At 63.5% G+C, this 13981-nt stretch carries 11 protein-coding genes and 1 pseudogene; 7 read left to right on the forward strand and 5 right to left on the reverse strand.

The features are described from left to right. Positions 1–9: 9 nt before the first annotated feature. Positions 10–2643, reverse strand: a complete 2634-nt coding sequence (locus AQZ50_RS05130) for a DUF3857 domain-containing protein (protein ID WP_231730116.1) — start codon at positions 2641–2643, stop codon at positions 10–12. Positions 2644–2858: 215 nt separating this feature from the next. After that, positions 2859–4145, reverse strand: a complete 1287-nt coding sequence (gene eno, locus AQZ50_RS05135; protein WP_067743915.1) for a phosphopyruvate hydratase — start codon at positions 4143–4145, stop codon at positions 2859–2861. Between the two features lie 289 nt (positions 4146–4434). Between eno and AQZ50_RS05140 the strand changes: the two genes are divergently transcribed. The 5 genes from AQZ50_RS05140 to AQZ50_RS05160 all read left to right on the forward strand — a co-directional run bounded on the left by AQZ50_RS05140 (position 4435) and on the right by AQZ50_RS05160 (position 6716). Next, the gene (locus tag AQZ50_RS05140; RefSeq protein WP_067743427.1) at positions 4435–5034 is read left to right on the forward strand and encodes a hypothetical protein; all 600 of its coding nucleotides are present in this window, start codon (positions 4435–4437) and stop codon (positions 5032–5034) included. Positions 5035–5052: 18 nt separating this feature from the next. Further along, positions 5053–5430: a phage holin family protein gene (locus AQZ50_RS05145; protein WP_067743429.1), complete on the forward strand. Its 378-nt coding sequence runs from the start codon at positions 5053–5055 to the stop codon at positions 5428–5430. After that, entirely contained in the window at positions 5427–5762 is a 336-nt protein-coding gene (locus tag AQZ50_RS05150; protein ID WP_067743433.1) for a hypothetical protein, read from the forward strand. Before AQZ50_RS05145 ends, AQZ50_RS05150 begins: the two co-directional genes overlap by 4 nt. Positions 5763–5826: 64 nt before the next feature. Then, positions 5827–6318 (forward strand): DUF883 C-terminal domain-containing protein, encoded by a 492-nt coding sequence (locus AQZ50_RS05155; protein WP_067743436.1) that lies wholly within the window; start codon positions 5827–5829, stop codon positions 6316–6318. Between the two features lie 176 nt (positions 6319–6494). Then, a complete protein-coding gene (locus AQZ50_RS05160; protein WP_067743439.1) occupies positions 6495–6716 on the forward strand; it encodes a DUF4170 domain-containing protein in 222 nt (73 codons plus the stop codon). Between the two features lie 83 nt (positions 6717–6799). On the opposite strand, the gene greA is transcribed toward AQZ50_RS05160, so the two are convergent. The 3 genes from greA to carA form a co-directional block, all read right to left on the reverse strand. Then, positions 6800–7273, reverse strand: a complete 474-nt coding sequence (gene greA, locus AQZ50_RS05165; protein ID WP_067743442.1) for a transcription elongation factor GreA — start codon at positions 7271–7273, stop codon at positions 6800–6802. A 122-nt stretch (positions 7274–7395) separates the two neighbouring features. After that, positions 7396–10710 (reverse strand): carbamoyl-phosphate synthase large subunit, encoded by a 3315-nt coding sequence (gene carB, locus AQZ50_RS05170; protein ID WP_067743445.1) that lies wholly within the window; start codon positions 10708–10710, stop codon positions 7396–7398. A 79-nt stretch (positions 10711–10789) separates the two neighbouring features. Continuing rightward, positions 10790–11959: a glutamine-hydrolyzing carbamoyl-phosphate synthase small subunit gene (carA, locus tag AQZ50_RS05175; protein ID WP_067743448.1), complete on the reverse strand. Its 1170-nt coding sequence runs from the start codon at positions 11957–11959 to the stop codon at positions 10790–10792. Positions 11960–12225: 266 nt separating this feature from the next. On the opposite strand from carA, the gene AQZ50_RS05180 reads away from it, so the two are divergent. Both AQZ50_RS05180 and dnaG read left to right on the forward strand, forming a co-directional pair. Continuing rightward, on the forward strand, positions 12226–12681 hold the full coding sequence (locus AQZ50_RS05180; protein WP_067743918.1) for a GatB/YqeY domain-containing protein: 456 nt from the start codon (positions 12226–12228) through the stop codon (positions 12679–12681). Beyond that, positions 12678–13862 (forward strand): annotated as a pseudogene (dnaG, locus tag AQZ50_RS21240) (DNA primase); the annotation flags it as partial. The gene AQZ50_RS05180 and the pseudogene dnaG, both read left to right, overlap by 4 nt. Positions 13863–13981 lie beyond the last annotated feature (119 nt).

A 13981-nucleotide genomic window follows, 5' to 3' on the forward strand; every position in this document is an offset into this window, starting at 1 on the left:
TTCTGTGATTCAGCGCCGCGACGGGGCAGTCACCTCGATCGGCGGCGCAATCATCTCGGGCGCCTTCGCCGCCTTGCCCTTGCCGCCCAGCCGCGCCAGCGTCATGATGTCCTTCATCGCCAGATCGCGCCGCCCCATGCGCATATAGGCGCCCGCGCGCGATCGCAGAAACATCGTGTTGTTCGGCTCGGTGCGCATCATGCGATCCAGTATCTGGATCAGTTCGGCATTGCGCCCCAGCTTTTCGAGCATACCGGCATGAAGCAACAACACCGCGCGATCGTTCGATTTTCCGCGTACCAACTTGCCTGTATATTCCAGAGCCTGCGCATAATTGCCCAATTGCGCATTGATCGCGCCCAGCCGCGCCAGCGTCGTATCGTCTTCGGGTTCGAGGACCAGCGCCTGTTGATAGGCACGCAGTGCGCCGGGCCAATCCCTGGTCTCCTGGGCCAGTTCGCCCTTGACCTTGTAGATCACGCCAATGTTGGGATTGATCGCCTCTGCCTTGGCCAGATCCGCGCGTGCGCCGTCAAAATCGCGAGCCTTGCCCTTCACGGCGGCACGATCGGCCCAAGCATAGGGATTGTTGGCATCAAGCGCGATCGCACGATCGAGATCGTTGCGCGCTGCGCCGTCCATCGCCTGACGCATGTAGACAATGGCGCGGTTGACATAAGCTTCGGACGTGGTCGGTTCATCGGCACGCGCCGCAGCGATCTCGTTGCTGGTCGATCGATAGGCCAGCGGCATGTGCAACAAGGGCTGTTGCTGCGCCAGGGCACGCAACCGCGCCTGCGCTGTGGTCGCGTCGCGCGCGGGAAATTCCGGCGCCATGCTGCGCATCGACGATTCGATCGTAAACACACCGCCGCGAAGGTCGGCATGGCGATGCAAGGCAAATCCTGCGACGGTTTCGTCCACTTCCATCGCCGTGCCGATGTGAAAACTGCCCTCTGATTTGGGCAACACGATCGTCTCGGTGGTGCGGTTGTAGAGAGGGTACGTCACGGCATAGGGAATGTCCGTCGGCCTACCCGCCGCCCGGCTCAGATCGACATTGGCAAAGCTGAAATTGGCTGGTTCGACATGGTATTCGCCATGCGGCCATTCCATCTTGAGCGTGCCCGACATCACGATGTGCAACGCTTCTGCGTCAGTATCGTATCGGGTACTGGACGTTTTGACTTCGATTTGCCCCAATCGCGTCTTCCACAGCCGTTCCAGCGCCTCGCGCCGGGCATCGGCCGTCATGGCGGCAAGCGAATCGTTGGTCCCCGCCGCAGAATCACCGGTCAGCACGATTTCCGCCTCGGTCGGCGCCGGTGCCTGCACCCCGGCGGAGGCATCGATATGCACCGACATTGCTTCAAACGGCACACTGGGTGGCGGCGGCATCATCCGCACCAGCCCGGTCGCGCTGGCGACCAGCGGCAGGCCCCAGTCGAACAGCGGCACATCCTCGCTCCGCAGACGGTGGTGGCTGGCCCTCGTGCCGTCGAGCCAAAAAGTTGTGTCGCCGATAGTCGCGCGCACCAGCACGTGATTGAACATGGCAGCCAGCGGCAACCGCTGATCCATCCCGTCGCCCGCCACCACATTGACTGCAACCGGCTCTGCCGCAATCCCCAATCCGTGCAGCAGGCCAAGCAGCAGCGCCGTCTTGGCCTTGCAATCGCCAAACCGGCGCGACCACGTGATTGCGGCATCGCTGGGCACATAGCCGCCAACGCCCATTTCCAGCGCGACATAGCGCACCCGGTCCTGCACCAGTGCCAGTGCGGCCTCCGCTCGCGCACGGAAATCCGGCGAGGAATTGCGGATCTTTTCCAGTTCGTCGTGCAGCGGCCCGCTTGCGGGGATCGCCGATGCGGTGACATAAAGCGGCGCCATCAACCGCGAAATATCGCCCCAGCTCGCAAAGTCGGTCATTTCCACGACCCGGCCCAGCCGATAGCGCGCCGGCGCATGACGCGGCGGGAGACCGGGATCGAGATCGTCGATGGTAATCTCGGCCACCTTGTCACCGCCCGCCTGCACCGGCATGACTTGCGGCAGCGGACCATCCGTGCGGACCCGCATCGGGATCGACCCGGGCCAGATAACCTTGAGATGCGCACGCCCGATCGGCAGGCTGTTCCACCCGGGCGAACCGAATTCGATGTGCCCGCGCATGACCGGATCGTGGGCCGTCACGGTATACATGTACTCGACAATATCGCCGACTTGCAGCCCTTCGGGCTGAAGGCTGGCGGTCAACACACCGTCGAGTGTTGCCATTTCGAGATTCTGCTCGCGGCGCAGAACGGTAAAGGTCTGCCCGCCGGCCAACACATCGATAAGCTGATTGCCACGGTGGATCAGCACCTTGTGCACGGTCAGACCGCCCTGATCGGGGCTCCACGACAAGGACAGATTGCCCGAGCTGAGCCCGCTGGGATTGAGGATACGAAACGCGACATGGGCAAAACGCTGCGCTTCGCCCCCGACGAAGCGCACTTGCATATCAGAGCCGAGCACTTGCACGGCCGCCTGCGTGTCGGTGGCGGGGCTGTCCTTGTAGGCAACAGGGCGCACCCAGTCAGGAGCGGGCGCTATGGACAGCTGATCTCCGGCCAGGGCCACACCGGGAAACGCCAGCATAATTGTCGCAGGAACAATCTTCCAACTCGGTGTCCGGCGCATCGCATGACCTCTAGCCCACAAGCCGCCCCCCGCAGCCCTTAACATGCTGGACGATAGCCCTGTGTGCGCGCGTGGCAACCCTGTCAGGCCGCCAAGAGTGCGGCCGATATGGTCCAAAACAAACGGGGCCGGACAATACCCGACCCCGTTTGCCAATTGAACCTGTAAAGCGATCAGGCGCGGATGCGGACGAACGCGCCCCTGCCGGCGAAGTGTGCCGAATGGCCCAGTTCTTCCTCGATGCGGATCAGTTGGTTGTACTTGGCCAACCGGTCGCTGCGGGCGAGCGAGCCGGTCTTGATCTGGCCGCAGTTGGTCGCAACCGCGAGGTCGGCGATCGTCGCATCCTCGGTTTCGCCCGAACGGTGCGACATGACCGCGGTATAACCGGCGCGCTGCGCGATGCTGACCGCTTCCAACGTTTCGGTCAGAGTGCCGATCTGGTTGACCTTGACCAGCAGCGAATTGGCGAGGCCCTTTTCGATGCCCATCGCCAGGCGGCGCGGGTTGGTCACGAACACGTCGTCACCGACCAGCTGCACCTTGTGGCCGATCCTGGACGTCAGCGCGGCCCAGCCGGCGAAATCGTCTTCGCTCATGCCGTCTTCGATCGACACGATCGGATAGGCATCGGTCAGCGCGGCGAGATAGTCGGCAAAGGCTTCGCCGCTGAGCGAAAGGCCTTCGCCGCTGATTTCATACTTGCCGTCGCGGAAGAATTCGGTCGCGGCGCAGTCGAGCGCCAGCGCAATGTCTTCGCCCGGCTTGAACCCGGCCTTTTCGATCGAGGCGAGGATGAAATCGAGCGCATCGCGCGTGCTCGACAGGTTCGGCGCAAAGCCGCCTTCATCGCCCACCGCAGTCGCCAGGCCCTTTTCATGAAGGCCCTTCTTCAGCGTGTGAAACACTTCCGAGCCCCAGCGCACCGCTTCGGCAAGCGACGGCGCGCCGACCGGCATGATCATGAATTCCTGAAAATCGATCGGGTTGTCGGCATGTTCGCCGCCATTGATGATGTTCATCATCGGCACCGGCAGGACATGCGCCGCAACACCGCCGATATAGCTGTACAGCGGCAGACCGCGCGCATCGGCGGCAGCCTTGGCCACGGCCATGCTCGCGCCGAGAATGGCATTGGCGCCGAGCCGCGCCTTGTTTTCCGTACCGTCGAGTTCGATCATCGCCAGATCGATCTCGCGCTGGTCTTCGGCGTCGACGCCCACCAGCGCCTCGGCGATCTCGGTGTTGACGGCGTTGACCGCTTTCAACACGCCCTTGCCGAGATAGCGGCTCTTGTCGCCGTCGCGCAGTTCGACCGCTTCGTGAGCGCCCGTCGAAGCGCCCGAAGGCACCGCCGCGCGGCCAAACGAGCCGTCTTCGAGCAGCACATCGACCTCAACGGTCGGATTGCCACGGCTGTCGAGAATTTCGCGCGCATGAATGTCGATGATCGCGGTCATGATCGGGCCTTTCAAAAAGGAAGCCAAAAGGCACTGTCAAAGGACAGGGCCAAAGAACAGGGCCAAATGGACAAGGTAGCGCTGGACAACGCCCTTTCGGGCGGCTCCTATCGGTTGCACCGGGGACAGGCAAGCGTCGTATGTACAGTTGCAATGCGCAAACCGGACGAATTATGGCAGGGCGAATTATGGGGCGCTTTCGCCGGGGGCTTGGGCTAGGATTGCCGGAACAAGGACTCGCGGCCAGCGTTTGGCCGATATGACCGTTACTGCAAGGAGGACATGCGCCATGGCCAATTCCACTCCCGCCCCGGAAACGGACATCGCAACGGACATCGCAGGGTCGGACGCAGGCGAGCAGCCGGCAACCGCCCCCGCAACCGCAGAGCCCGTGGCCGAAACGTGTGAAACCGCGATCAAATCGCGCTTTTCCAAAGCCATCGACGATGCCCGCGCCAGCGCCGGGGCGCTGCGCGCCGATGCCGCCGATCTGACTGCCGCCGCGCGCGAAAAGGCCGGGGCGACCGCCGCCGAATGGAGCGAACAGGCCAGCGCGCTCGCCGGGCAAGCCCGCGACAAGAGCCTCGATCTCGCCCGCCAGGGCAAAGACAAGACCAGCGAGGCGATTGCCGTCGTCGGTCGCGCGATCTCCGACACCGCCCCGGTGATCGATGAAAAGCTTGGCGTGACCTATGGCGATTATGCCCGTTCGGCGGCCGGTGCACTGGAAAGCTCGGCGGAAAAGCTGGCCGCCAAGGACATCGGCGATCTGGGCGAAGACGTGAAGGAATTCGTGCGCAAGAGCCCGGCCACCGCGCTGGGCATTGCAGCGGTGACCGGCTTTCTGTTTGCCCGGCTGTTCAGCCGTTCGGGCAGTCGCGACGCGTAAACGCGAACCGGCATTCACGTGACCGAACCTGATCGGAAAGAGGCCGAGGCACCCTCGCTCGCGACGCTGTTGCGCGCGCTGATCGAGGATGTGCAGACGCTGGTCGAGGCCGAGGCGGGCTTTTTGCGCGCGGCGCTGGCCTATGCGCTGAGCCGCGCCAAAAGCATCGCGCTGCTGCTGGTCCTGGCGCTGTTCTTCGCGTTCTTTACCTTGATGGCCATCGTCGTGGGACTCCTGCTCGCGCTGGCACCGCTGATCGGGCCCTGGGGCGCGCTCGGGCTGATGACGATCGCGCTGGGCCTGCTGGGGGCTGTCAGCCTGCGGCTTGCGATCCGGCGCGGGCGGCGGATGATCCGGCTGCTGATCGGCCCGGACAAGGACGGGGGAACGGTATGAACACCCGATTCGGGACGGGCGATACCGGCGAGACGCAAGTGATCGAGACGCGGCGGCTGCGCGATGCGGCGCGCGGGATCGTGCGCACCGATCTGGCCACCTTGCGCCATGGGCTGGCCGATCGGCCGCTGACCAGTCGGGTGCGCGAACGGGTGATTGCGGGCGCGGTCGATACGTTCGAAGACGGGGTCGCGCTCGCTGGCGAAAACCGCCTCGTGCTCGGCGTGACGCTGGCCGCTCTCGCCGGATGGCTGTTCAGGAACCGGCTAGGCGGATTGGCGCAGACCGTCTTTGTCTGGGCGGAAAAGGCCATCGCGCATTTTCGCGACTAAAGCCCGATACGCCCGCCCTCTCGTTCGCGTTACCCTGTTCGTTGGTGTTTCAAGGAGTCCCCCCATGACCGAAACCGACCATACGTCTGATAGTTCGGACACCACTCTGGCCGAACGCATCGAAGCCGCGCGCCTGCGCAGCAACGAACTGGCGGCCAATGCCACCAACCGGGCGCGCGAATTCGTACACGAACATCCGGTGGCGACGATTGCCGGCGGGATCGCGGTTGGCGCGCTGATCGCCGGGGCCCTGTCGCGGCGCAAGAAGCGCAAGGCAGCCGTCGAAATACCCGCAGATGCGGCCCTTGACGCCACGACCGCGCGCCTCACGCGCCTGGCCGCGCTCGGCGCAGACCTGGCGCTGCGCTATGCCACGCGCGCCGCCGCCGCAGGCAAGGACGGCGTTGGCCGAATCGAGGAACGCATCGGCGAACAGCTCGGCCATCTCGAAGGCGTCGGCGAAAAGGGCGCAGGCGTTGCCGAAGCCGTGCTGGCCAAGCTGCGCGAGGCAGGCGAATCCGCGCTCCACCGCCTGATCCAACGCAAACACGACTGAACGGCCATCCTGTCACACCCCGGCCTGTCGCAACCCGGCCTGTCACAAGAGGAATGGCTTGACACGGGCCCGCGCTCAGCACGTGAACACCCGAATAAAGACGTTCATCGTACTTGAATTACCCGAGCTCATTTGTCAGGGGCTGTGCCTCCCTCTTCCCCTACGGAAAGTTCCCCATGGACAAGCTTCACCTCGTGATGGGCGGTCGGGTCAAAGACCCGCAAGGTCTCGAATTCGTCGATCTCAAGGCAATCGACGTGGTCGGCGTGTTTCCCGACTACCACAGCGCCGAAGAAGCCTGGCGCGGCGCGGCGCAGCGCACGGTCGATGACGCCGAAATGCGCTATGTCGTCGTGCACCTGCACCGCTTGCTCGAACCGGGCAAATCTGAAGACTGATCCAGTCCGCCCATTCAACAAAAAGGCCCCGAAACCCAATGGGTTCCGGGGCCTTTTTCATAGGTCGCCGAAATCTCGGCCGATCAGATGAATTCGATCTTTTCGACCACATAGAAGCGATCGCCCGAAGGCACGGTCACTTCGATCTCTTCCTCGACCTTGCGCCCGATCAGCGCACGACCCAGCGGCGAATTATAGCTGATTCGCCCGATCTTGGCATCGGCCTCGGCCTGACCGACAATCTGATAACGCACCGGTTTGTCAGAATCATCAAGCAGAGTGACCGTCGCACCAAACACGATGCGATCGCCCGACAGCGTGGTCGGGTCGATGATATGCGCACGGCTGAGCTTGTCCTCCAGATCCGCGATCGAGGCTTCGACCTGACCCTGGCGTTCCTTGGCCGCGTGATATTCGGCATTTTCCGAAAGATCGCCATGGGCACGCGCTTCCTCGATCGCATCAACGATGCGCGGGCGTTCCTCGCGCAGCGCCTTCAGCTCCCTGACCTGCTTGTCATAGCCTTCCTGGAGCATCGGCAGCTTTTCAGTCGCCATCCGTATTCCTTTTCTCTCGAACCTCGCCGCATTCATGGCGACGAGGGAAAAACTGTCTCCCCCTCAGTCCTTGGGGGGACTCGGGCAAGGCATACGCTTGTGCAGGGGGATCCTGTGAAAGCCTATTGATAATAGTCTTGCAAAGACCTGACATCAAGTTCGGCACTGCGCAGCGCCTCGATCGCTTCCGCCGCAGCCAGCGAAGCCGCTGCCGTGGTGAAATAGCAGACTTTTCCGGTGAGCGCGGAGCGCCGGATCGACTGTGAATCCTTGTGGCTTTGCCAGCCTTCGGTGGTGTTGAAAATAAGGGCGATATCGCCGTCGATGATCAGATCGACGATATGCGGGCGGCCTTCGGCGACTTTGTTGACACGGTCGACCGCAATCCCCTGTTCTTCAAGATAGCGCGCCGTACCCCCGGTCGCGACGACCTTGAAGCCGAGGCCCGCCAGCGTGCGCACTGCCGGCACGATCACCGGCTTGTCACTGTCCTTGACCGAAACGAACAATTTGCCCGAATCCGGCAAGCCCGCGCCCGCGCCCAACTGCGACTTGGCAAAGGCCATCGGGAAATTCGCATCGATCCCCATGACTTCGCCGGTCGATTTCATTTCCGGAGACAGGACCGGATCGACGCCGGGGAAGCGGGCAAACGGGAACACCGCTTCCTTGACCGCCATATAGCCGATGTCGCGGCGGATCGGCGGCAAATCGGCCAGCTTTTCGCCCGCCATGATCCGCGCCGCATATTTGGCAATCGGCTGACCGATCGCCTTGGCGACGAACGGCACGGTACGGCTCGCGCGCGGATTGACTTCGATAAGGTAGACCAGCCCGTCCTTGACCGCGAACTGAATGTTCATCAGCCCGCGCACATTGAGCCCGTTGGCCAAAAGCACCGTCTGGCGCTCCATTTCGGCAATGATTTCGGGCGGCAGGTTATAGGGCGGAAGCGTGCAGGCGCTGTCGCCCGAATGGATCCCGGCCTCTTCGATATGCTGCAACACACCGGCCACGACGACCTGATCGCCGTCGCACAGCGCATCGACGTCGCATTCGATCGCATCGCGCAGATACTGGTCGATCAGCACCGGGCTGTCGCCCGAAACCTTGACCGCCGTCGCGATATAATCGTCAAGCTGCGCCACGCTGTCGACGATTTCCATCGCCCGTCCGCCCAGCACATAGCTCGGCCGCATGAGCACCGGATAGCCGATGCGCGCGGCCACCGCGACCGCTTCGTCGCGGCTGCGCGCCAGGCCGTTGGCAGGCTGCAGCAGGCCGAGTTTGACGACCAGATCGGAAAAGCGTTCGCGATCTTCGGCCAGATCGATCGAGTCGGGCGAGGTGCCGAGGATCGGAATTCCCGCATCCTGCAACGCCTGCGCCAGTTTGAGCGGAGTCTGCCCGCCGAACTGCACGATCACCCCGACCAGCGTCCCGTTAGACCGTTCGACATCGAGGATTTCGAGCACGTCTTCGGCTGTCAGCGGCTCGAAATAGAGCCGGTCCGAGGTGTCGTAGTCGGTCGAAACGGTTTCCGGGTTGCAGTTGATCATGATCGTTTCGAACCCGGCTTCTTCAAGCGCGAAACAGGCATGGCAGCAGCAATAGTCGAATTCGATCCCCTGCCCGATGCGGTTCGGCCCGCCACCGAGAATGACGATCTTGCGCCGGTCGGTGGGGTTCGATTCGTTTTCGGGTTCGCCGAACAGGCCGCCTTCGTATGTCGAATACATGTAGGGGGTGACGGCTTCGAACTCGGCGGCGCAGCTGTCGATGCGCTTGAATACCGGACGCACGCCCAGCCGCTGACGCAGCGCGCGCACTTCGGCTTCGCTGGTCGCGCCGGCCATCGCTTCGACCACGTCATGCACCAGCCCTGCGCGCGCCATATTGGCGCTGCCCACCATCTGCACCGACCGCACGGCCAGCTTGGCCAGGCGGCTGTCGGAAAAGCCCATCGCTTTCAGGCGGCGCAGGCCTGCGGCATCGCGCGGCAGGCCCTTGGCGATCACGCTCGCTTCTTCGGCGATGATCTCGGCAATCTGGCGCAGGAACCACGGCTCGTACTTGGTGACAGCGTGGACATCCTCGACGCTGAAGCCTTCGCGGAAAGCCTGGCCGATGACCAGCAGCCGATCGGGCGTCGCGCGCGACAGGGCGGCGTTGATCTCGTCGCGGCTGACGCCTTCGAGCTCGTCGACGCGGTTGAAGCCATCGAGCCCGGTTTCGAGCCCACGCAGCGCCTTTTGCACCGATTCCTTGAAATTGCGGCCGATCGCCATGACTTCGCCGACCGATTTCATCGCCGTCGACAGCAGCGGCTCGGAGCCCTTGAACTTTTCAAAGGCAAAGCGCGGGATCTTGGTCACGACGTAATCGATCGTCGGCTCAAAGCTGGCCGGAGTCGCCCCGGTGATGTCGTTGGTGATTTCATCGAGCGTATAGCCGACCGCGAGCTTGGCCGCGACTTTGGCAATCGGGAACCCGGTCGCCTTTGACGCCAGCGCCGACGAGCGCGACACGCGCGGGTTCATCTCGATGACGATCAGCCGCCCATCCTTGGGATTGACTGCGAACTGTACGTTCGAACCGCCTGTTTCCACACCGATTTCGCGCAGAACCGCAATCGATGCGCTGCGCATGATCTGATATTCCTTGTCGGTCAGCGTCAACGCCGGGGCGACGGTGATCGAATCGCCCGTATGGACGCCCATCGGATCGACGTTTTCGATCGAGCAGATGATGATGCAGTTGTCGTTGCGATCGCGCACGACTTCCATCTCGTACTCTTTCCAGCCGAGCAGCGATTCCTCGATCAGCACTTCGGTGGTCGGCGAAGCATCGAGCCCGCCGCGCACGATCTTGATGAATTCGTCCTTGTTATAGGCGATGCCGCCGCCCGTCCCGCCCAGCGTGAACGAAGGCCGGATGATCGAAGGCAGCCCGGTGGTTTCGAGCACGGCCAGCGCTTCCTCGACCGAATGCGCCACGCCCGAGCGCGCGGATTCGAGGCCGATCTTGTCCATCGCATCGCGGAATTTCTGGCGGTCTTCGGCCTTATCGATCGCTTCGGCATTGGCGCCGATCATCGTCACGCCATACTTTTCCAGCGTGCCGTCGCGAAACAGCGCGAGCGCGGTGTTGAGCGCGGTCTGCCCGCCCATCGTCGGCAGCAGCGCGTCGGGGCGCTCTTTTTCGATGATTTTGGCGACGATCTCGGGCGTGATCGGCTCGACATACGTCGCGTCGGCCATTTCCGGATCGGTCATGATCGTCGCCGGGTTCGAATTGACCAGGACGATACGATAGCCCTCTTCCTTCAACGCCTTGACCGCCTGCGTCCCCGAATAATCGAATTCGCAGGCCTGGCCGATGACGATCGGCCCGGCGCCGATGATCAGGATCGAGGAAATGTCAGTGCGTTTGGGCATGATCGGTTACGCTGCCATCTTGACCCGCACGCCCGAAAGCGGCGGAAAGGGGAAGTAGGGACGAATGACGGTCACGGTTTCAACCCAGTGAGCCGACGAACTTTTCGAACAGGTAGAAGCTGTCCTGCGGACCCGGACTGGCTTCGGGGTGATACTGCACGCTGAACGCGTTTTTGCCGGTGAGCGCGATGCCGCAGTTCGAGCCGTCGAACAGCGAGACGTGGGTTTCCACCACGCCTTCGGGCAAAGTCGCGGCATCGACGGCGAACCCATGGTTCATGCTGGTGATTTCAACCACGTTGTCGTCGATGCGCTTGACCGGATGGTTGGCGCCGCGATGGCCCTGATGCATCTTGATCGTCTTGGCACCCGCCGCGAGCGCGAGCATCTGATGGCCAAGACAGATGCCGAACACCGGCACATCACGATCGAGCAGGCCCTTGATCACCGGCACGGCATAGACGCCGGTCGCCGCCGGATCGCCCGGACCGTTTGACAGGAACACGCCCGCAGGCTTGAGCGCCAGAATGGCATCGAGCGTGGTTTCCGCCGGGACCACGGTGACATCCGCGCCGGCCTTGACCAGATTGCGGAAAATATTGTCCTTGGCGCCGAAATCCATCGCCACGACATGCGGGCGGTTACGGCCCTCGGCGCGGGCAAAGCCCTCGCCCAGATGCCAGATCGAGCCTTCCCATTCCTCGTTCGCTTCGCGGCTGACCTTGACGGCCAGATCCATGCCTTCGAGGCCGGGCCAGGTGCGCGCGCGCTCGAGCAGCGCGGGAATGTCGAACTGCCCCTTGGGATCGTGCGCGATCACCGCGTTGGGCGCGCCGTTCAGCCGGATGCGGCGGGTCAGCGCGCGCGTGTCGATTCCGGCAAGACCGATCTTGCCCTGCAATTCGAGCCAGCGGGGAAACGTGCCCTGGCTGCGGAAATTGGCAGGCGCCGTCACATCCTCGCGCACGATGCAGCCGACCGCGCCGAGCCCGCCGTGGCTTTCCATGTCTTCGTTGTTGGTGCCGACATTGCCGATATGGGGAAAGGTAAAGGTCACGATCTGCCCGGCGTAGGACGGATCGGTCATCACTTCCTGATACCCGGTCATCGCGGTGTTGAAGCAGACTTCGCCCACGGCATTGCCCACCGCGCCAAATCCGCAGCCCCATGCGACATGACCATCGGCAAGCACGAGAACTCCCGTAGCGCCCTCGGGCTGAGAGACGTGCGAAAGTGCGGGGTCGGCCATGGTCTGGGGCGCTCCGTTGGACAGGGTTTCTGGCGATGTTGCTAAGGTTCGCCCGCTAGGCCCAACATCGCGCAGCGTCAACCTAGCATGGGGGAGAATCTTCGCCTAAGGACAGGGATCACGCCACGATCGCCCCGCTGAACGGCGCGGCAACGGTGATCCAGCCGCTTGATTTTGCTCGATCTCCGCCCGCCGAGTCGGCCAGGCAGGCCATGGCCGAGGATTTTTCGCATCTGCGAAAGCAAACGACGGGAAAAGAGTACATCATGATCCGCGATACCATCAAGGCCGCCCAGGTTGCGTCGATGAAAGCCGGCGACAAGCCGCGTCTGGCCGCCGTTCGGCTGATCCTTGCCAAGATCAAGGACCGCGACATCGAATTGCGCACCGCCGCCAGCGTGCCCGAAGACGACGTCCTGGTCGTCGACGTGCTTCAGAAAATGGCCAAGCAGCGCCGCGAATCGATCACGCTTTATGAACAGGGCGGACGGCAGGAACTGGCCGACATCGAAAAGGCCGAACTGGCGGTGATCGAGGAATTCCTGCCTGCGCGGCTGAGCGAAGACGATGTGCGCGCGATCATCGTCGCGCTCATCGCCGAAACGGGCGCCGCGGGCATGAAGGACATGGGCAAAGTCGTCGGCGCGCTGAAAGCCCGGCACGGCACCGAAGTCGACATGGCCGCCGCCAGCGCGCTGGTAAAGGCCGCGCTTTCGGCGTGAGCCTTTCGCCGCAATTCCTGGATGAACTGCGCAGCCGCATCAGCCTGTCCGGGCTGATCGGGCGATCGGTGCGCGTGCAAAAGGCAGGGCGCGAATTCAAGGCGTGCTGCCCTTTTCACAACGAAAAGACGCCCAGCTTCACGATCAACGACGACAAGGGCTTTTACCACTGCTTCGGCTGCGGCGCGCATGGCGATGCGATCCGCTGGATGACCGATCATCAGGGGCTGCCGTTCATGGACGCGGTCAAGGATCTGGCCGCGCTCGCCGGGATGGACATGCCCGCGCCCGATCCGCGCGCCGCACACCGCGCCGAACAGGCCAAGACGCTCCACGACACGATGGCGGCGGCGCAGGATTTCTTTCGCCAATGCCTCAGGGGCGAAGCGGGCGGCGCCGCGCGCGCCTATCTGGCGACGCGCGGCTTTCCCCCGGCGATCATCGACAGCTTTGGCTTTGGCTTTGCCCCCGATTCGCGCGGGAGCCTCAAATCGGCGCTGGCCGCGTTTGGCGAAGCGCAGTTGATCGAGGCCGGGCTGCTGATCGCGGTCGAAGGGCGCGATCCCTATGACCGTTTTCGCGGCCGGCTCATGCTGCCGATCCACGATACGCGCGGGCGGGTCATCGCATTTGGCGGCCGCATCCTGACATCGGAAAAGACCGATGCGCCCAAATATCTCAATTCGCCCGACACCCCGCTGTTCGACAAAGGGCGCACGCTCTACAATCTGCACCGCGCCGCGCCGACCGCACGCACCAAAGGCCGGATCGTCGTGGTCGAAGGCTATATGGACGTCGTGGCCCTGGCGGCGGCGGGAATTGCCGAAGCAGTCGCCCCGCTCGGCACCGCGCTGACCGAGGATCAGATCGAGCGGCTGTGGCAAGTCGTGCCCTGCCCGATCCTGTGCTTTGACGGCGATGCTGCGGGCCAGCGCGCCGCGCGCCGCGCGATGACCCGCGCGCTGCCGCTGCTGAAGCCGGGACACAGCCTGTCGATCGTTACTCTGCCCGGCGGCATGGACCCCGACGACATCGTCAGGAAACAGGGCCCGGCGGCGATGGAGGCGCTGCTCGCCCAGGGCACTTCGCTGATCGAAGCCTTGTGGCAGGCCGAGCGCGATGCCGAACCGCTCGACACGCCCGAAGCAAAGGCCGGGCTCAAGCAACGCCTGATCGATCAGACCGAAACGATCCAGCACCCCGACATCCGTTCGCTCTATCGCCGCGACTTGCTCGACCGCTTTGGCGCACTGGCCTATCCGGCGCGCGACCGTGCCCCCCCGATGCGGCAAACGATGCG

It is taken from the genome of Novosphingobium sp. Fuku2-ISO-50, from assembly GCF_001519055.1.
In the GTDB taxonomy this organism is placed as follows: Bacteria; Pseudomonadota; Alphaproteobacteria; order Sphingomonadales; family Sphingomonadaceae; genus Novosphingobium.

Bases quoted from the DNA above. Each gene is read 5' to 3' on its own strand.
- AQZ50_RS05130 (WP_231730116.1), bottom strand. From the start codon at position 2,643: ATGCTGGCGTTTCCCGGTGTGGCCCTGGCCGGAGATCAGCTGTCCATA.
- eno (WP_067743915.1), bottom strand. From the start codon at position 4,145: ATGACCGCGATCATCGACATTCATGCGCGCGAAATTCTCGACAGCCGT.
- AQZ50_RS05140 (WP_067743427.1), top strand. From the start codon at position 4,435: ATGGCCAATTCCACTCCCGCCCCGGAAACGGACATCGCAACGGACATC.
- AQZ50_RS05150 (WP_067743433.1), top strand. From the start codon at position 5,427: ATGAACACCCGATTCGGGACGGGCGATACCGGCGAGACGCAAGTGATC.
- AQZ50_RS05155 (WP_067743436.1), top strand. From the start codon at position 5,827: ATGACCGAAACCGACCATACGTCTGATAGTTCGGACACCACTCTGGCC.
- AQZ50_RS05160 (WP_067743439.1), top strand. From the start codon at position 6,495: ATGGACAAGCTTCACCTCGTGATGGGCGGTCGGGTCAAAGACCCGCAA.
- greA (WP_067743442.1), bottom strand. From the start codon at position 7,273: ATGGCGACTGAAAAGCTGCCGATGCTCCAGGAAGGCTATGACAAGCAG.
- carB (WP_067743445.1), bottom strand. From the start codon at position 10,710: ATGCCCAAACGCACTGACATTTCCTCGATCCTGATCATCGGCGCCGGG.
- carA (WP_067743448.1), bottom strand. From the start codon at position 11,959: ATGGCCGACCCCGCACTTTCGCACGTCTCTCAGCCCGAGGGCGCTACG.
- AQZ50_RS05180 (WP_067743918.1), top strand. From the start codon at position 12,226: ATGATCCGCGATACCATCAAGGCCGCCCAGGTTGCGTCGATGAAAGCC.